Genomic DNA, 18,139 nt, shown 5'->3' with positions numbered 1-18,139 from the left:
GCGACCCTCCCTGTGGACGAATTGCGGGCTCGCGGAATGGCCACCAACCGCAAGGATCCGGGGTGGCTCGCTGCGGAATGGCCACCAACCGCAACAGTCCGGGCCCAGTCGGTGCGGCTTGGCGACAAACCGCACGCGCGCGCGGATCAGCCGGGCGGCGCCACGGGCGGCTCGCCCTGGGTCGCGGGAGCGGCCTGCTCGTCGGGTTCGGGCTCGGCATGCCGGGCCGGACCGCGCTCGCCGAGCAGCGCATCGAGCCGGGCGGGGCGGATCCGGGCGAACTTGCGCGGCTGGCTACGCGTACGGTCGAGCACGGCCACCTCGAGGTCCTCGGTCGGGATCACCCGGTCCTCACCCTTGCCGTTGTCGCCGGCGGTGTGCCCGAGCGCGGAGACGGCCACCTTCAGCGCCTCCTCGAGCGAGGCCCCCTCGGTGAAGTGCTCCTTGAGGTACTGCGCGACCGTGTCGGCCTGGCCGCCCATCACGGCGTACCGGTGCTCGTCGGCGACCTGGCCGTCGTAGGTCAGACGGTAGATCTGGTCCTCGGCGGCCGTGTCGCCGATCTCCGCGACGAAGAGCTCCACCTCGTACGGCTTCTCGCCGCCGCTGGAGAAGATCGTGCCGAGGGTCTGGGCGTAGGCGTTGGCCAGCCCGCGACCGGTCACGTCGCGCCGGTCGTAGGCGTAACCACGCATGTCGGCCAGACGTACGCCGGCGATCCGCAGGTTCTCGAACTCGTTGTAGCGGCCGACCGCGGCAAACGCGATCCGGTCGTAGATCTCCGAGACCTTGTGCAGCGCCTGGGAGGGGTTCTCGGAGACGAACAGCACCCCGTCGGCGTACTGGACCGCCGCCACCGAGCGACCACGGCCGATGCCCTTGCGGGCGAAGTCGGCCCGGTCCTTCATCAGCTGCTCGGGCGAGACGTAGAACGGCATGCTCATGGGCGGGCCCTTTCGGAGTTCGGGTTCGTCGCGGGCATCGTGCCGCGCCTCAGGTCAGGGACGCGGCCGGGCCGTCGGGCCGGGTCATCCGGCCGGCGATCACCCGGTCGGCCACCTCGGCCACGTCGGCGTCGGTCAGCCGGCGCTCGCCCTCGGCGGTGATCACGTGCACGACCGGGAAGATCCGCCGGGCCAGGTCCGGGCCGCCGGTGGCGGAGTCGTCGTCGGCCGCGTCGTACAACGCCTGGACGACCGCGGTCACGCAGTCGTCGGGCGAGAGGTCCTCGCGGTAGAGCTTCTTCAGCGAGCCTCGGGCGAACAGGGAGCCGGATCCCACGGAGTGGAACGACGTCTCCTCGTACCGGCCGCCGGTGACGTCGTAGCTGAAGATCCGCCCCACCCCGGACGTCAGGTCGAACCCGGCGAACAGCGGCACCACCGCCAGCCCCTGCATCGCCATCCCGAGGTTGGAGCGGATCAGGGCCGCCAGCCGGTTGGCCTTGCCGTCCATCGACAGCGTCGTGCCCTCGATCTTCTCGTAGTGCTCGAGCTCGGTCTGGAACAGCCGGACCATCTCGACCGCGAGGCCCGCGGTGCCGGCGATGCCGACCACCGAGAACTCGTCGGCGGGGAAGACCTTCTCGATGTCGCGCTGGGCGATGATGTTGCCCATCGTGGCGCGGCGGTCCCCGGCCATCACCACCCCGCCGGGGAACGCGGCGGCCACGATCGTGGTGCCGTGCGGGGCCAGGTCCGCGGCGTTGCCCTGGGGTATCGTGCGGCGCGCGGGCAGCAGGTCCGGCGCCTGGGCGGCGAGGAAGTCGGCGAACGACGAGGTGCCCGGCTGCAGGAACGCGGCCGGGAGACGGGGATCGCTCACTGGCCGCCCTTCTGGATGAACGACTTCACGAAGTCCTCGGCGTTGGTCTCGAGCACGTCGTCGATCTCGTCGAGGATCGCGTCGACGTCCTCGTCGAGGGCCTCCTTGCGCTCGGCGACGTCGCTCTCCGGAGCGACCTCGGGCGTCTCCTCGGTCTCCGAGGACTTCCGTGGTTGCTTCTGCTCCTGTGCCATGGTCCGACCCTATCCACTCAACGGGTGAGAGCGGCGAACAACGCCTCCGCCGTCTCACAGCGGTCCAGCAACGCCCCGACGTGCGCACGGCTGCCGCGCAGCGGGTCGATCGTCGGCACCCGCTGCAGCGACTCGCGGCCGGGCAGGTCGAAGATCACCGAGTCCCAGGACGCGGCGGCCACCGAGTCGGCGTACTTCTCCAGGCACCGGCCCCGGAAGTAGGCCCGGGTGTCCTCCGGCGGGTCGTGCATGGCCGACTCCACCGCGGCGTCGTCCAGCAGCCGCTCGATCCGGCCCATCCCCACCAGGCGGTGGTAGAGCCCCTTCTCCGGGCGGATGTCGGAGTACTGGACGTCGATCAGCTGCAGCTTCGCGTCGTCCCAGTCCAGCCCGTCGCGCTGGCGGTACTGCTCGAGCAGCTTGAGCTTCGCCACCCAGTCCAGCTCGCCGGCGCAGAGCATCGGGTCCCGCTCGAGCCGGTCGAGCACCGACTCCCACCGGGCGAGCACGTCGAGGGTCTGGGGATCGGCGTCGGCGCCGAACCGGTCCTCGACGAACTTGCGGGCCAGGTCGAGGTACTCCAGCTGGAGCTGGATCGCGGTCATCTGGCGGCCGTCGTGCAGCGTGACCAGCTGCTTGAGCGAGGGGTCGTGGGAGACCGCCCGGAGCGCGGCGACCGGGCCCTCGACGGAGAGGTCGCGGGAGATGAACCGGTCCTCGATCATCGCCAGCACCAGCGCGGTGGTGCCCACCTTGAGGTACGTCGAGACCTCGGCGAGGTTGGCGTCCCCGATGATCACGTGCAGGCGCCGGTACTTCTCGGGGTCGGCGTGCGGCTCGTCGCGGGTGTTGATGATCGGCCGCTTCAGCGTGGTCTCCAGGCCGACCTCCACCTCGAAGTAGTCGGCGCGCTGGCTGACCTGGAAGCCGTGCTCGCGGCCGTCCTGGCCGATCCCGACCCGGCCGGCGCCGCAGAAGACCTGGCGGCTGACGAAGAACGGCGTCAGGTGCCGGACGATGTCGGCGAACGGCGTCGAGCGGCGCATCAGGTAGTTCTCGTGGGCGCCGTACGACGCCCCCTTGTTGTCGGTGTTGTTCTTGTACAGCACGATCGGCGTGCCGCCGGGCAGCTGCCCGGCCCGGCGGGCGGCGTCCAGCATCACCTGCTCCCCCGCCTTGTCCCAGCGCACCACGTCCAGCGGGCTGGTGACCTCGGGGGTGGAGTACTCCGGGTGCGCGTGGTCGACGTAGAGCCGGGCGCCGTTGGTGAGGATGACGTTGGCCAGCCCCAGGTCCTCGTCGGTGAGCTGGCTGGGGTCGGCGATCTGGCGGGACATGTCGAAGCCGCGGGCGTCGCGCAGCGGGGACTCCTCCTCGAAGTCCCAGCGGGCGCGGCGGGCCTTGACCGTCGCCGAGGCGTAGGCGTTGACGACCTGCGAGGAGGCCACCATCGGGTTGGCCAGGGGCTGTCCCTGCACCGAGATGCCGTACTCGATCTCCGTGCCCATCACCCGTCGCACGCTCATGGCGCGAGCCTACGCGGTGCCGGGTGGCGCGCAGGCGCGGCGCCCCGACGGCCTCGTGCGGTCGCCGGCCGGCCCTACGCTGGGGTCATGGGGATGTGGAGCGACCAGGTCGTGCCCCGGCTGACCGATCTGTCGTTGTCGGCGGACGGAATCAGCCGGCTGCGGGTGCAGGCCTGCGCCGGGCTGCGCGGTCGGGTGCTCGAGCTCGGTTTCGGCAGCGGCCTGAACCTGCCCTGGTTGCCGCCCGAGGTCACCGCGCTGGACGCGGTCGACCCCTCCGGAGTCGGTTGGTCCCGCTCCGCCCGGCGGCGCGCCGCCTGCCCGGTCCCGGTCGAGCGCCTGGGCCTGGACGGGCAGCGGCTGGCGGCGCCGGACGCGTCGTACGACGCGGTGCTGGCCACCTTCACCCTGTGCACGATCCCCGACCCGGCGGCCGCGCTGGCCGAGGTGCGCCGCGTGCTGCGACCGGGGGGCGACTTCCACTTCCTCGAGCACGGGCTGGCCCCGGAGGCCGGCGTGGTGCGCTGGCAGCAGCGCCTCGAGCCGGTGCAGCGCCGGCTGGCGGGCGGCTGCCACCTGACGCGGGACGTGCCCGCGCTGGTCCGCGAGGCGGGCCTGGAGATGGTCGCGCTGCGCGCCGAGTACCTGCCCGGTCCGCGGGTCAGCCACCCGTGGACCTACGCCTACGTCGGCCGGGCGCGCCGCCCCGCGGCCTGAGCGGCGTGCGGCTGCGGATTGGTGACCAACCGCAAGCCGACCGGCCCGGCGCCTGCGGATTGTCACCAATCCGCAGATGACCGGTTCGGCTCAGGCGCGCGGCCGGGCCTGCAGCGCATGGGCGAGGTTGACGCCCACGAGCCCGGCCCAGGACACCAGCAGCGCGGGCAGGTGGTCGGTGAGTCCCAGCGGGATCGAGATGGGCACCGCCGCGACCACCGAGACGATGCCGAGGGCGAGCTGGCGTCCGCCGGCGGCGTGCTGCAGCTGTCCGGGTCGCCCGGCCGACATGAACCGGTCCGTGGCCCGGCGCTGGACCTCGCGCTCGATGCGCTCGGCGAAGGAGTCCACCAGCGCCGCGTCGTACGACGCCCCGAGCTCGTGGCGGGTCTGCAGCACCGCCTCGAGCTCGGAGCGTTCGAGCTCGTCCTCCCCCATCGCCGCCGACCGTTACAGGTACTGACCGGTGCTGGCGACCGTGTCGATCGACCGGCCCGGCTCGGTGCCCTGCTTGCCGGTGATGAGCGTGCGGATGAACACGATCCGCTCGCCCTTCTTGCCGGAGATGCGGGCCCAGTCGTCCGGGTTGGTGGTGTTCGGCAGGTCCTCGTTCTCCTTGAACTCGTCGACGCACGCCTGGAGCAGGTGGGAGACCCGCAGGCCGCGCTGGTCGTGGTCCAGGAAGTCCTTGATGGCCATCTTCTTGGCCCGGTCCACGATGTTCTGGATCATCGCGCCGGAGTTGAAGTCCTTGAAGTACAGGACCTCCTTGTCGCCGTTGGCGTAGGTGACCTCGAGGAAGCGGTTCTCCTCGGTCTCGGTGTACATCCGCTCGACCGTCGCCCGGATCATCCCCCCCACACAGGCCTCGCGGTCCCCGCCGAACTCGGCGAGGTCGTCGGCGTGGAGGGGCAGCTCGGTGGTGAGGTACTTGCTGAAGATGTCGCGGGCGGACTCGGCGTCGGGGCGCTCGATCTTGATCTTCACGTCGAGGCGGCCGGGCCGCAGGATCGCGGGGTCGATCATGTCCTCCCGGTTGGAGGCTCCGATCACCAGCACGTTCTCCAGCAGCTCCACCCCGTCGATCTCGCTGAGCAGCTGCGGGACGATGGTGTTCTCGACGTCGGAGGAGACCCCCGAGCCGCGGGTGCGGAACAGCGAGTCCATCTCGTCGAAGAACACGATCACCGGGGTGCCGCCGCTGGCCTTCTCCCGGGCCCGCTGGAAGACCAGGCGGATGTGCCGCTCGGTCTCGCCGACGTACTTGTTGAGCAGCTCGGGGCCCTTGATGTTCAAGAAGTACGACTTGCCCTCCTGACCGGTCCGGGCGGCGACCTTCTTGGCCAGCGAGTTGGCGACCGCCTTCGCGATCAGCGTCTTGCCGCAGCCGGGCGGGCCGTAGAGCAGCACGCCCTTGGGCGGCTTGAGCTGGTGCTCCTTGAACAGGTCGGGGTGCAGGTACGGCAGCTCGACGGCGTCCCGGATCGCCTCGATCTGGGTGCCCAGGCCCCCGATCGACTCGTAGGCGATGTCGGGGACCTCCTCGAGGACCAGCTCCTCGACCTCGGACTTCGGCACCTTCTCGTAGGCGTAGCCGGCGCGGGTGTCGAGCAGCAGGGAGTCACCGGCTCGGATCGTCTCCGCGCGCAGCGGCTCGGCCAGGCGTACGACGCGCTCCTCGTCGGCGTTGGCGATCACCAGGGCCCGCTCGCCATCGGCGAGCAGCTCCTTGAACATCACCACCTCGCCGATCTTCTCGAAGTCGAGCGCCGCGACGGCGTTCAGCGCCTCGTTGAGCATGACCTCCTGGCCGTACTGCAGGTCGTCGAGGTCGACCGCGGGGCTGACGTTGACCCGCAGCTTGCGACCGCCGGTGAAGACGTCGATCGAGTCGTCGTCGTTGCGCCCGAGGAACGTGCCGAAGCCGGCCGGCGGCTGCGCCAGCCGGTCGACCTCCTCCTTGAGCTTCATGATCTGGTCGCGGGCCTCGCGGAGGGTCTCGACGAGCCGCTCGTTCTGCGAGGTGACCCCCGCCAGAGAGCGCTGCGCGTCGGCGAGCCGGAGCTCCAGCCCGCGGGAGTGCGCCGGCGCGTCGGTCAGCCGGTGGCGGAGATCGGCGACCTCGGCCTCCAGGAACCGGACCTGGTTCGCGAGCTCCTCGGGGCTACGCCCGCTCACCCCGGAAACACCTTCGGTGTTCGACATCAGCGTCACCTCCTGTGGAACTTGACCCTACCCGCGAGACCGCCGGAGGGAAGGGCACCAGGGAGGGTGTTGGTCACGAATTGGCGACGGACCGAAGACCTGGTGATTGGCAACCAACCGCCCTGCCGAGCGCCGCGCGGTTGCGGTTGGTCGCCAATCCGCATCGACCCCGGCCCCGGAACTGCGGTTGGTCACCAATCCGCATCGACCCCGGCCCCCGGACTGCGGTTGGTCGCCAATCCGCAGGCCCAGCAGCCTCAGTCGGTCGGCTCGACGGGGATGCCGGCCGGCCGGGGCCCGGTGTAGTCGGGACCGTAGGCCCCGGGCGCGGGCCGGCGCTTCTTCATCGGGGCGCGCTGGCCGGGGGCCATCCGGCGTGCGGTGACGAGGAAGGCGGTGTGGCCGATCATCTTGTGGCCGGGGCGCACCGCGAGCCCCTCGACGTGCCAGTCACGCACCAGCGACTCCCAGGCGGTCGGCTCGGTGAAGCCGCCGTGCACGCGCACGGTCTCGACGAAGCGGGACAGCTGGGTGGTGGTGGCGACGTAGGCGCACACGATGCCGCCGGGCAGCAGCGCGTCGGCCGCGGCGTCGAGGCACTCCCAGGGGGCGAGCATGTCGAGGATGATCCGGTCGACCCGCTCCCCCGACGCCGGCAGCGCCTCGGCGAGGTCGCCGAGGGTCAGGGACCAGGCCGGGTGGCTCGAGCCGGCGGGCGCGCCGAAGAACTGGCCGACGTTGCGGCGGGCGACCTCGGCGAACTCCTCGCGCCGCTCGTACGACGAGACCCGGCCCCACGGTCCGACCGCGCGCAGCAGCGAGCAGGTCAGCGCGCCCGAGCCGACCCCGGCCTCGACGACGTGCGCGCCGGGGAAGATGTCGGCCATCGCCACGATCTGGGCGGCGTCCTTGGGGTAGACCACGGCCGCACCCCGGGGCATCGAGACCACGAACTCCGAGAGCAGCGGCCGGAACACGAGGTACTCCCCGCCCGCGGAGGAGGTGACGGTGAACCCCTCCTCGCGCCCGATCAGCTCGTCGTGGTCGAAGTGCCCGCGGTTGGAGAAGAACCGCTTGCCCGGCTCCAGGCAGATGTTGTGCCGTCGGCCCTTCTGGTCGGTCAGCCGCACCCACTCGCCGGGCCGCAGCGGCCCGCGGTGCACGCCGGACCAGGCCTCCTCCGGGACGTCGCCGGCCCGCGGCAGGTCGGGGGCCGCAGGCGCGTCGGCGGTGGGGTGGGCGGTGCGCGTCGGGACCTCGTCGGACATGCGCGGAACCCTACGAGAAGCGCGGCTCCGGACAGGAATCCGGCGAGTGGTCGGAGGTCAGCCGGAGACGGTGCGGAACGCCCGGTCCACGTCGGAGGTGGCGAGCACGCCGTACACGCTGCCGTCGTCCTCGACGAGCAGGTACTCCGCCGCGGGGGTCCGGGAGATGGCGGTGACGAGGTCCTCGCCCCGGATCTCCACCGGCAGCCGCAGCCCGGTCTCCAGGGTGCGCGCCACGGTGCTCACCGCGACCCACGGGCGCCGGTCGACGGGGGTGGCCAGCAGCGCGGCCTCGTTGACCAGCCCGACCGGGGTGCCGTTGCCGGCCACGGTCACGATCCCGCCCGCCTGGGCCTCCTGGGCCCGGCGCACGGCCTCGGCCAGCGGCAGGTCGTCGGGGACGGCGAGGGTACGTCGGGCCAGGTCGCGGGCGACCAGCCCGGGCAGTCGGCGCCGGACCCGGCCGGACACGATCGCCGCCGTCGAGCCCTGCCACAGGAACATCGCGACGACGAACGCCAGCACGAAGTCGAGGAGGTCGGGCTCGCTGCCGCCCAGGACGCGCACCTGCGCCATCGGCCACAGCAGCACCAGGCCCGCGGCCACGCGGCCGCCCCAGCCGGCGACGATGGTGCCGCGGTGCACGCTCCCGGTCGCCGCCCACACCCCGGCCTTGAGCACCCGGCCGCCGTCCAGCGGCAGGCCGGGCACCAGGTTGAGCACGCCGACGAGCAGGTTCGCGCTGGCGAGGATGGCCAGCGCCATGCCGAGCAGCCCGGGCGGCGTGAGCCACCACAGCAGCGCGGCGGCGGCCCCCACCAGCAGCGAGGTGATCGGCCCGACGACCGCGATCCAGAACTCCTCGCGGGGACGCCGGGCCTCCCCCTCGATCGAGGTCATGCCGCCGAGGAAGTGCAGCGTGATCGAGCTGACGCCGAACCCGTAGCGGCGCGCGACGGCCGCGTGCGAGGCCTCGTGCAGCAGCACCGACAGGTAGAGGATGACCGCGAAGGCCAGGCCGGCGAGGTACTTGCCGAGGCCCAGTCCGGGCTGCACGCTCTCCACGGTCGGGGCCATCATGATCGCGATCAACCCCGCCACCAGGAACCAGGAGGAGGAGACCAGCACGTCGCTGCCGCCGATGCTGCCGACCCGGAAGGTGCCGGGCGGACGCTGGCGAGACCCGTGCTCGGGGCGCGCGGGGCCCCCGGAGGAGGGGTCGGGGGCGGGGTCGGACACGTCTCGAGGCTATCCGACCGCACCCCAGCCCGCGGGCGGCAGGACGTGGGCCTGTCGGCGCCCTCGCCTAGGGTGCCCCTCATGAGCGTGCAGCAGTCCCCCGCCGACCCGGTGTCGACCCCGGTCGACGGCGTCCGGGTGCTCGGCGCACTCTCCCCCAGCCGCGCCGCCGACTTCATGAGCTGCCCGCTGCTCTACCGGTTCCGGATGATCGACCGGCTGCCCGAGCCGTACTCCCCGGACGCCGTGCGCGGCACGGTGGTCCACAAGGTGCTCGAGGAGCTCTTCGACCTGCCGGCGCCGCAGCGCACCCCCGAGCAGGCCCGCGACATGTTGCTGCCGACCTGGGAGCGCCTGGTCGAGGCCGACCCCGAGCTGGACTCGATGTTCGACGGCGCCGGCGCCGACGTGGCCGCCTGGCTGACCACCTGCCGCACCGTCCTGGACCGCTACTTCACCCTCGAGGACCCGACCCGTCTCGAGCCCGCCGAGCGCGAGCTGTACGTCGAGTCGCTGCTCGACTCCCGGCTGCTGCTGCGCGGCTTCGTCGACCGCATCGACGTCGCCCCGGACGGCGCGATCCGGGTCGTCGACTACAAGACCGGCCGCGCGCCCGGCGCCCAGTTCGAGGCCAAGGCCCTGTTCCAGATGAAGTTCTACGCGCTGGTCATCTGGCGCACCCGCGGGGTGCTGCCGGCGATGCTGCAGCTGGTCTACCTCGGCAGCGGCGAGCTGCTGCGCTACGTCCCCGACGAGGCCGACCTGCGCGCGACCGAGCGCAAGGTCGAGGCGGTCTGGCAGGCGATCCGGACCGCGGAGGAGACCCGCGACTGGCGCCCCAGCCCGAGCCGGCTCTGCGACTGGTGCGCCCACCGGGCGCTGTGCCCCGCCTTCGGCGGCACCCCGCCCGACCTCCCCGAGCCGACCCTCCCCGAGCCGACGGCCGCGCCTCAGTCCGGCACGGCCACCGCCGCATCCCCGACCGGCGTCGCGTCCGGTTCCGGGTAGAGCACGCACGCCACCTCCACGCCGCCGGCGGGACGCAGCGCCGGGTCCACGCCCTCGCGGAACTCCACGCGTACGCCGTCGCCGTCGTCGTGGATGCCCTCCACCCCGCCCCAGAGCGGCTCGTCGGTGTCCTCGTCCCGCATCCGGTCCAGGACGGCGCGGACCCGGGCCGGGCCGCCCTTCCCGAGTCGGGCCACCCGCGAGGGCCGGTCGAGCCCGTCGAGGTCGCCGACCACGCCCTGCTCCTGCTCGAACGCCTCGGCCGAACGACGGGTCCAGTGCTGCTCGATGATCGCGCGGAGGTCGCGCGACTCCCAGCCGCACTCCGGGGTCGCCTCGGGGCACCGGGGGTGGAAGGAGCAGCCCAGCGGAGGCTCGGCGGCGTCCGGTATCTCGCCGCGGGGCAGCTCCCGGGGCAGCGACCGGGTCGGGTCCGGCTCGGGGATGGCCGCCAGCAGCGCCTTGGTGTAGGGGTGGCGGGGGTTGGCGAAGATCTCCTCGGTGGGCCCCACCTCCACGACCCGGCCGAGGTACATGATCGCGATCCGGTCGCAGAAGTACTTGGCGCTGGCCAGGTCGTGGGTGATGTAGACGTAGGTCAGCCCGAGGTCCCGCTTGAGGTCGAGCATCAGCTGGAGGATCTTGGCCCGCACGCTCATGTCGAGCATCGAGACCGGCTCGTCGGCGACGAGCACCTCGGGGTCGAGGATGATCGCGCGAGCGATCACCGCGCGCTGCTTCTGGCCGCCCGACAGGTCGGAGGGGTACTTGGAGAGGTAGCGCTCGGCCGGGCTCAGGCCGACGCGCTCCAGCGCGGCGGCCACCCGGCTCCGGAGCTCGGCGCCCTTGGCGATGCCGTGGATGACCAGCGGGTCGCCGACCGCGGCCTCGACGGTCATCGACGGGTTCAGGGCCGCGTGCGGGTCCTGGAAGACCATCTGCAGGTCGGTGCGCAGCTGGCGCAGCTCCTTCCCGCGCATCGCCGACACGCGGCGGGCGCCGCGCTCCCGGTCGTGGTAGGTGATCGAGCCCCGGGTGGCGGGCACCATCCCCAGCAGCGCCCGGCCCAGCGTCGTCTTGCCGCTGCCGGACTCCCCCACCAGGCCGAGCACCTCGCCGCGGTGCAGGGTGAGGTCCACCCCGTCGACCGCCTTGACCGTGCGCGCCCGCAGGCCGAGGAGCCGGGAGAGCGCGCCGCCCTGCAGGTTGAAGTGGATCGAGAGGTCGTTGATGTCGACCACCGCCGGCGCGGTGGCGCTGGGGGTGGTCACGCCCGGGTTGGTCGCGGGCTCAGGCTTCGTCGGCAACGGAGAGCTCCTCCCTGATCAGTGGCGCGGTCTCCCGCGCGTCGAGCTGGACCAACCGGTCCTCCAGGTCGGCCGCCCAGCAGGCCGACCGGGTGCCGCCGTCGCGCTCGCGGCGGACCGGGGCCCGCTCCGCGCAGACGGTCATGGCGTCGGGGCAGCGTGGGTTGAACCGGCAGCCCGGCGGCGGCGCGAGCAGGTCCGGCGGGGCGCCGTCGATGTAGTTGAGGCCGGTGGTGCGCAGCGAGATCGTCGAGCGCAGCAGCTCGCGGGTGTAGGGGTGCCGCGGTGTGGTGAAGACCTGGCGGGCGTCCCCGATCTCGACGATCTCCCCGGCGTACATCACCGCCACCCGGTCGCAGGCCTCGGCGATGATCCCGAGGTTGTGGGTGATCAGCAGCAGCGAGGTGTCGTACTCGCGGCGCAGGTCGTGCAGGATCCGGATGATCTGCGCCTCGACCAGCACGTCGAGGGCGGTCGTGGGCTCGTCGGCCACCACGAACGCCGGCCGCAGCACCAGCGTCAGCGCGATCATCAGCCGCTGCCGCATGCCGCCGGAGAACTCGTGCGGGTAGGCCTTGAACCGCGTGGGCGGGATGCCCATCCGGCGCAGCGCCTCGAGCGAGCGCCGCTCGATCTCCGCCTTGCTGATCCCCTTCTCGTGGGTGCGCAATGTCTCGGCGAAGTGGTCGGAGATGCGCATCAGCGGGTTCAGCCGGGTCAGCGGCTCCTGGAAGATCATGCCGAGGTCCCGGCCGCGCATGCCGTGCTGCTCGCGCGGGCTGAGCTGCAGCATGTCGCGCCCCTCGAACCGCAGCTCGCCGTCCCGGGCCGCCCCGTCGGGCAGCAGCCCGAGCAGGCCGCGCCCGAGGGTCGACTTGCCGCAGCCGGACTCGCCGACCAGGCCGAGGATCTCGCCCTTGCGCAGCGAGAAGCTGACGCCGTCGACCGCGCGCACGGGACCGCGCTCGGTGCCGTACCAGACCCGCAGGTCGCGCGCCTCCAGCACCGGGGGCTGGGGCTCGGTCGTGCCGGGCACCTCGTCGTGCAGCTCCAGGCGACTCATCGGGCCTCCTCCAGGGTCGGCGTGGCGGCGGGGAACGTGACCGGGCGGAGCCGGCGCCGCCGCAGCGCGGGGTTGACCGTCTCGTTGAGGCCCTCGCCGACCAGGGTCAGCGCGGTGATCAGCAGGATGATCGCCAGGCCGGGGAACAGGGCGGGCCACCAGGTGCCCGCCTGGGCGTCGTCGAGCGCGCGGCTCAGGTCGTAGCCCCACTCCGACGCCTCGTTGGGCTGGATCCCCAGGCCCAGGAAGCCCAGCGCCGCCAGCGTGCCGAGCGCGTCGGCCGCGTTCAACGTGCCGATCACCGGCACCGACTGCACGACGTTGCCGAAGAGGTACTTGCGCATGATCGTGAACGGCGGCGCACCGATCGCCCGGGCGGCCTCGATGTAGGTGGACTCTCGCGCGGAGACCGTCGTGTTGCGCACCACCCGGAAGTACTGCGGGATGTAGATCGCGGTCAGGGCCAGGGCGGCCGCCACGACACCGCCGCCGAGCGGGCCGCGCAGCAGGAAGGAGAACACGATGGCGAGCAGCAGCGAGGGCAGCGCATACATCGCGTCCATGACGAAGACCAGCAGCCGGTCGACGGCGCCGCCGACGAAGCCCGAGGCCAGGCCGAGGGGGACCCCCACCAGCGCGGAGAGCGCCACCGACATCACCACGACCTCGAGCGCGGTCCGGGAGCCCCAGACGACGCGGGAGAAGATGTCGTAGAACTGGTCGTTGGTGCCGAACCAGTGCGCCCCGGAGGGGGGCGCGAGCTTCGGCAGCTTGGTCCCGTCGACGGTGGTCTGGTTGAAGTCGTAGGGCGCGATCCACGGCGCGAAGACCGCGAACAGCACGAAGACGACGGTGATGACGACGCCGGCCAGCAGGATCCAGCGAGCCATCCCCTGCGTGTTCCACACGCGGGACCAGAAGCGGCGCATCAGTACCTCACTCTCGGGTCGACCAGGGCGTTGATGATGTCGACGACCACGCTGACCAGCACGACGACGACCGCGAAGAACGTCACCAGCCCCTGCACCGCGATGTAGTCGCGGGCGGTGATGTACTGCACCAGCTCGGTGCCCAGCCCCGGCCAGTTGAAGGTCCGCTCGGTCAGGATGGCGCCGGACAGGGTCAGCGCGATCTGCAGGCCGATGACCGTGATCACCGGCACCAGCGCGTTGCGGAAGGCGTGCCGGCGGACCACGTGCCGCTCGGCGATGCCGCGCGCCCGGGCGGCCTCGACGTAGTCGCCCTTCATGGCCTGGATGACGTTGATCCGCACCAGCCGGATGATCACGCCCGAGAGCAGCAGCCCCAGGGTCAGGCACGGCAGCACGTGGTGCTTGAGGATGTCGCCGAGCGCCGCGCCGTTGCCGTCGAGGATCGCGTCCAGCAGCAGGATGTGGGTCCTGGGTGGCACGGTGAACTTCGTGACCACGGAGGCGATGTCGTAGGTCGGCCACCCGGGGAAGACCTTGACGACCAGCACCACCAACATGATGCCCACCCAGAAGATGGGCGCGGCGTAGGAGACCACGCCGAAGATCCGGATCCCGGCGTCCGCCGCGGTGTCGCGGCGGCGCCCGGCGAGGCGGCCCAGCGGCAGCCCGACCAGCAGCGCGACCAGGAACGCGCCCAACGTCAGGGTCAGCGTCGCGCCGCCCTGGTCCTTGATGATGTCCAGCACCGGGCGGTTGTCGCTGATGGTGTGCCCGAAGTCGAACTGGGCGACGTTGCGCAGGTACTCCAGGTACTGCACCACGAGCGGCCGGTCCAGCCCCAGCGCGGCCCGGCGCAGGGCGAGCGCGTGCGCGTCCAGCTTGCCGCCGACGGCGGCCGAGACGGGGTCACCGGGCGCGACCCGCAGCAGGAAGAACACGATGGTGAGCAGCACCCACATCATCGGTATCACCAGCAGCAGCCGGACCAGGATGTAGCGGGGCAGGGACCCCGACGACGACGCCAACGGTTTTCTCCTCCCAGAGGGGGCCAGGGGCGGCACGGCACCACACGGGGGAGGGCGCCCACCCGTTCGGATGTGCGCCCTCCCCCGTGTCGGTTCAGCCGTTCTTGCTGATCATCCAGAAGCGGAAGATGTACGTCGGGTCCAGCGTGTCCCCGACGCCCTGCATGGACTTCGAGGCGACCGCGACGTTCTGGCCGTTCCACGACGGGATCAGCGGCACGTCCTCGGCGACGATGTCCTGCAGCTGGCCCAGCTCGTCCTCACGCGTGGCCTGGTCGGTCTCCGCGAGCTCCTTGTCGAGCAGGCTGTTGACCTGGTCGCTGTGGTAGCCGTTGGCGAAGAACCCGCCGTCGCGCAGGAACGGGGACAGGTAGTTGTCCGCGTCGAGGAAGTCCGGGTACCAGCCCATCATGAACAGGTCGTAGGCGCCCTGCTTCTCCAGGGTCTGGTACTGCTCCCACTCCGCGTCCGCGGTCTTGACGTCGAACAGGCCGCTGGCGTTGAGCTCCCCGGCCAGCTCGTTGGCCTCGTCGACGGCGTTGGGACCGTAGTGGGTCGGGGTGTAGCCCAGCGTCAGCTTGACGGGGGTCTTCACCCCCGCGGACTGCAGCAGCTTCTTGGCCGCGGCGACGTCGGGCGCGCCGTACTTGGCCTGGAAGGAGTCCTTCTGGCCGGCGAAGCCCGGGGGCACGATCGAGTACGCCGGGTTGACGGTGCCGTCGTAGGCGTTCTTGGCGATCGCGTCGCGGTCGATGATCTGCGCGACGGCCTGCCGGGTGGCCTTGTCCTTGACCGCGGCGTTCTCGAGCTGGAAGACCCAGTAGCGGAACTCCGAGCCCTGGCCCTTGATCACGTCGACCTTCCCGCCGGACTGCAGCGAGTTCAGGTCGGTGGGGCTCAGCGTGCGCCAGGCCACGTCGACCTGGCCGGACTCGACCGCGGACTTCAGCGGGGCCGGGTCGTTGAAGTACTGGACGAAGACCTGCTTGCTCTTGGCCGCGTGGTCGCCGGAGTAGTTGTCGTTGGCCTCGAGGACGGCCTGCTCGCCGGGCTTGTACTGGCTGAGCTTGAACGGACCGGAGCCGATGACCTGGTCGTCGGCGAGCAGCTTGTCGGCCGGGAACACGTCCTCGTCGACGATCGAGGCCGTCGCGGTGGTCAGCACCTTGAGGAAGGTCAGGTCCGGCTGGTTGAGGTGGAAGACCACCGTGGTGTCGTCCGGGGTCTCGATCGCCCCGTCGGCCAGCGAGGGGGACTTGTCGTCCCCGTTGCTGATCGAGCCCAGCAGCACCGAGGAGCCGTTCGGGTCGGCGATCTCGAGGTTGCGCTGGAAGGAGTACTTCACGTCCGAGGACGTCAGCGCGTCGCCGTTGGAGAACTTCAGGCCCGGGCGGAGCTTGCAGGTGATGGTCTTCGGGTCGTCGTACGTGCAGGACTGGGCGGCGTCGCCCTGGGGGTCGCTGCCGTTGGCCGGGATCGTCATCAGCTGCTGGAAGATGTTGTACTGCATGTTCCAGGAGCCCATGTCGTAGGAGCCCGCCGGGTCCATGGCGGTGATGCTCTCGGTCGTCCCGAGGATCCAGGGCGCGCCCGTGGCGCCACCCCCGCCGCCGCCACCGCTGCCGCCGTCGCCACCGCCACAGGCGGACAGCGAGGCGAGCAGGGCGCCGGCCCCCACCAGTGCCGCCAGCTTCCTCTTGCGCGTCACGTCGTCCCCTCACACAGGTCGGGACCCCACCGGTGCAGGGTCGTTCGTCCCGGGGAACATACACAGCCGTCTGTGACCCGCGCCACCGAGAACCACGGGAGGACTGGTCGCGATCTGGCAACGATTCGAGAAGATCTACAGCCCGTGACGCTCGGCCCACAGGGCCGCCTGGGTGCGGTCGGAGACGCCGATCCGCGAGAACGCGGAGGTCAGGTGCGCTTTGACGGTGCGCTCGCTGATGTCGAGCCGGCGGGCGATCTGCTTGTTGGCCAGGCCGTCCTTGACCAGCTTCAGGATCTCGGTCTCGCGGCTGGTGAGCTGGACCGGTGGGCCGCTGGCGCGGTGCCCCAGCAGGGTGCGGGCCGCCTTCGGGTGGATCGGGGACTCCCCCCGGCTCACCGCCCGGATGCCCTGCAGCACGTCGTCGGGGTCGGCGTCCTTGAGCAGGTAGCCGACCGCGCCGGCATCGATGGCCGCCACGATCCGCTCGCTGTCGGAGTACGAGGTCAGCACCAGCACATCGGCGCCCAGCCCCTCCTGCACGATCCGGCGGGTGGCGGCGACGCCGTCCATCCCCGGCATCTGCAGGTCCATGAGCACGACGTCGGGCTGCTCCCGGCGTACGACGACGAGCGCCGCCGCCCCGCCGTCGGCCTCGCCCACGACCTCGATGTCCTCGGTGCCCGCCAGCAGCTGCCCCAGCCCGGCCCGGATCACCGCGTGGTCGTCGACCAGCACCACCCGGATCGGGGCCCGGTGCGTCGCCGGGACGGGCGGCAGCTGTGGGCCCGTCGGTCCTGGCTGCCTGGACTGCCTCGGCTGCGTCGTCATCGTGCGTCCACCTCCATGCACACCCTGGTCCCCGACCCGGGAGAGGATCGCACCTCCAGGGTCCCACCGGCATCGTCGACCAGGCTGCGCAGCCCCCGCAGCCCGAAGCTGTCCGGGCCGCCGGCCCCCGCCGGGTCGAAGCCCACCCCGTCGTCGTTGACCTCGAGGTGCAGCACCCCGGACTCCTGGCACACCGTGACCGTGAGCGTCGTGGCGGCGGAGTGGCGCAACGCGTTGCGCACCGCTTCCTGGGCCACCCGCCAGACCAGGGCGACCCGCTCGTCCGAGGCGCCCTCGACCCCGTCCACCCGGACCGTGGCGCGGATCCCCGCGCCGGCGGCCGGAGCCGTCAGGTCGGTCAACGCCGCCGCCAGCCCCGCGGCGCGCAGGTCCGGCGGGTGGATCTCGGCGAGCAGCGAGCGCAGCGACTTCAACCCGGCGCGCAGGGACCGCGCGGCCACCTGCAGCGAGGTCCGGTTCTCCTCGGGCACCGCTGGGTCCCGGGCCAGCGCCGAGACCGAGAAGGCGGTGCCGGCCAGGTCCTGGACGACCCCGTCGTGCAGGTCCCGGGCGATGCGGCGCCGCTCGGCGTCCGAGGCGTCGATGGCGCTGCGCAGCAGCCGTTCCCGCTCCTCGCCGGCGCGGGTGAGCTGACGGGTCAGCAACCGCAGCATCACCGTCACCACGACCATCAGCAGCAGCAGCGGCCCGACCGAGATCCAGCGGAACGACGAGGAGATCGCCTGCTGCCGGTTGTCGACCTGGCCGAGCGAGAAGTACGCCTCGAAGAGCACCGGCTCGCTGTTCTGTGGGCGGATCCGGGTCCAGGTGAGCAGCTGCGGCCCGGTGGCGCGGTAGCCGGGCAGCCCGGAGGGCCCGGCCTGGCCCTCCTCGACCCGTCGGGCGCCCGTGCCGCCCTCGCGGAGCACCCGTCGGTGGGCGGCGTCCAGCTGCACCCGGGAGTTGATCCGGGAGATGTCGTCGGCATAGAGGACCCGGCCGGTGGAGTCGAGCAGGACGCAGTGGCTGATGTCACCGATCTTGAGCAGGTGGATGACGGTGCGGTCCATCCGGTCGATCGAGGACGGCGAGGTGTTGAGCAGCCCGGGCTGGAACTGGGGAGCCACGATCGTCCGGGCGACCAGCCGGGTGGTGTCCCGCGCCTCGGCGACCGCCTCCTGGCTGGCCGCGTCGCCGGCGAGGTAGCTGGTGCCGACCACGATCGCCGCGACGGTCACGAGGCCGACGGCCAGGAACTGCAGGATCGGGTTCCTGAGCACGCGCACGACGAG

Annotated in this window: 17 protein-coding genes; 2 read left to right on the top strand and 15 right to left on the bottom strand. The window is 71.9% G+C overall.

The genetic code is table 11. The annotated features are described in order from the left end of the window. Positions 1–146: 146 nt before the first annotated feature. Genes prcA through dop form a run of 4 tightly spaced genes read right to left on the bottom strand, consistent with a single transcriptional unit; the run spans position 147 to position 3,544 of the window. Positions 147–944, bottom strand: coding sequence for a proteasome subunit alpha (prcA, locus tag BJZ21_RS09750; protein ID WP_179663551.1), 798 nt, complete (start codon positions 942–944; stop codon positions 147–149). Positions 945–993: 49 nt separating this feature from the next. Continuing rightward, complete coding sequence (gene prcB / locus BJZ21_RS09745) at positions 994–1,824, bottom strand: proteasome subunit beta (protein WP_179663550.1); 831 nt, start codon at positions 1,822–1,824, stop codon at positions 994–996. Next, positions 1,821–2,018, bottom strand: coding sequence for a ubiquitin-like protein Pup (locus BJZ21_RS09740; RefSeq protein ID WP_179663549.1), 198 nt, complete (start codon positions 2,016–2,018; stop codon positions 1,821–1,823). The genes prcB and BJZ21_RS09740 overlap by 4 nt, the downstream gene beginning before the upstream one ends. Positions 2,019–2,035: 17 nt before the next feature. Beyond that, complete coding sequence (dop, locus tag BJZ21_RS09735; protein WP_179663548.1) at positions 2,036–3,544, bottom strand: depupylase/deamidase Dop; 1,509 nt, start codon at positions 3,542–3,544, stop codon at positions 2,036–2,038. 87 nt (positions 3,545–3,631) lie between these two features. Here dop and BJZ21_RS09730 point away from each other — a divergent pair, with 87 nt between their 5' ends. Next, on the top strand, positions 3,632–4,261 hold the full coding sequence (locus BJZ21_RS09730; protein ID WP_179663547.1) for a class I SAM-dependent methyltransferase: 630 nt from the start codon (positions 3,632–3,634) through the stop codon (positions 4,259–4,261). Between the two features lie 90 nt (positions 4,262–4,351). On the opposite strand, the gene BJZ21_RS09725 is transcribed toward BJZ21_RS09730, so the two are convergent. The 4 genes from BJZ21_RS09725 to BJZ21_RS09710 all read right to left on the bottom strand — a co-directional run bounded on the left by BJZ21_RS09725 (position 4,352) and on the right by BJZ21_RS09710 (position 8,973). Beyond that, positions 4,352–4,699: a hypothetical protein gene (locus BJZ21_RS09725; protein WP_179663546.1), complete on the bottom strand. Its 348-nt coding sequence runs from the start codon at positions 4,697–4,699 to the stop codon at positions 4,352–4,354. A 12-nt stretch (positions 4,700–4,711) separates the two neighbouring features. Further along, a complete protein-coding gene (gene arc, locus BJZ21_RS09720) occupies positions 4,712–6,466 on the bottom strand; it encodes a proteasome ATPase (protein ID WP_218851415.1) in 1,755 nt (584 codons plus the stop codon). 257 nt (positions 6,467–6,723) lie between these two features. After that, positions 6,724–7,629 carry a tRNA (adenine-N1)-methyltransferase gene (locus BJZ21_RS09715; RefSeq protein ID WP_343052261.1) on the bottom strand — a complete coding sequence of 302 codons (906 nt, stop codon included), beginning with the start codon at positions 7,627–7,629 and terminating at the stop codon, positions 6,724–6,726. Positions 7,630–7,791: 162 nt separating this feature from the next. Continuing rightward, positions 7,792–8,973, bottom strand: a complete 1,182-nt coding sequence (locus tag BJZ21_RS09710; RefSeq protein WP_343052077.1) for a site-2 protease family protein — start codon at positions 8,971–8,973, stop codon at positions 7,792–7,794. A gap of 81 nt (positions 8,974–9,054) precedes the next feature. On the opposite strand from BJZ21_RS09710, the gene BJZ21_RS09705 reads away from it, so the two are divergent. After that, entirely contained in the window at positions 9,055–9,981 is a 927-nt protein-coding gene (locus tag BJZ21_RS09705; RefSeq protein ID WP_179663544.1) for a RecB family exonuclease, read from the top strand. Here BJZ21_RS09705 and BJZ21_RS09700 read toward each other — a convergent pair. From BJZ21_RS09700 to BJZ21_RS21725, 7 genes are all read right to left on the bottom strand, one after another. Continuing rightward, positions 9,924–11,288 carry an ABC transporter ATP-binding protein gene (locus BJZ21_RS09700; RefSeq protein ID WP_179663543.1) on the bottom strand — a complete coding sequence of 455 codons (1,365 nt, stop codon included), beginning with the start codon at positions 11,286–11,288 and terminating at the stop codon, positions 9,924–9,926. The genes BJZ21_RS09705 and BJZ21_RS09700 overlap by 58 nt on opposite strands. Beyond that, positions 11,272–12,351 carry an ABC transporter ATP-binding protein gene (locus BJZ21_RS09695; RefSeq protein ID WP_179663542.1) on the bottom strand — a complete coding sequence of 360 codons (1,080 nt, stop codon included), beginning with the start codon at positions 12,349–12,351 and terminating at the stop codon, positions 11,272–11,274. Before BJZ21_RS09695 ends, BJZ21_RS09700 begins: the two co-directional genes overlap by 17 nt. Next, entirely contained in the window at positions 12,348–13,280 is a 933-nt protein-coding gene (locus tag BJZ21_RS09690; RefSeq protein WP_179663541.1) for an ABC transporter permease, read from the bottom strand. The genes BJZ21_RS09695 and BJZ21_RS09690 overlap by 4 nt, the downstream gene beginning before the upstream one ends. Next, positions 13,280–14,308: an ABC transporter permease gene (locus BJZ21_RS09685; RefSeq protein ID WP_179663540.1), complete on the bottom strand. Its 1,029-nt coding sequence runs from the start codon at positions 14,306–14,308 to the stop codon at positions 13,280–13,282. The genes BJZ21_RS09690 and BJZ21_RS09685 overlap by 1 nt, the downstream gene beginning before the upstream one ends. A 94-nt stretch (positions 14,309–14,402) precedes the next feature. Beyond that, positions 14,403–16,016, bottom strand: coding sequence for an ABC transporter substrate-binding protein (locus BJZ21_RS09680; RefSeq protein ID WP_179663539.1), 1,614 nt, complete (start codon positions 16,014–16,016; stop codon positions 14,403–14,405). Positions 16,017–16,151: 135 nt separating this feature from the next. Further along, positions 16,152–16,847: a response regulator gene (locus tag BJZ21_RS09675; protein ID WP_179663538.1), complete on the bottom strand. Its 696-nt coding sequence runs from the start codon at positions 16,845–16,847 to the stop codon at positions 16,152–16,154. Further along, positions 16,844–18,133 carry a histidine kinase gene (locus BJZ21_RS21725; protein WP_179663537.1) on the bottom strand — a complete coding sequence of 430 codons (1,290 nt, stop codon included), beginning with the start codon at positions 18,131–18,133 and terminating at the stop codon, positions 16,844–16,846. The genes BJZ21_RS09675 and BJZ21_RS21725 overlap by 4 nt, the downstream gene beginning before the upstream one ends. Between the last annotated feature and the right edge of the window lie 6 nt (positions 18,134–18,139).

It is taken from the genome of Nocardioides panaciterrulae, from assembly GCF_013409645.1.
Taxonomy (GTDB): domain Bacteria; phylum Actinomycetota; class Actinomycetes; order Propionibacteriales; family Nocardioidaceae; genus Nocardioides; species Nocardioides panaciterrulae.
The sequence above is the reverse complement of the archived record's forward strand: the minus strand, read 5'-3'. Positions and strand labels throughout refer to the sequence as shown.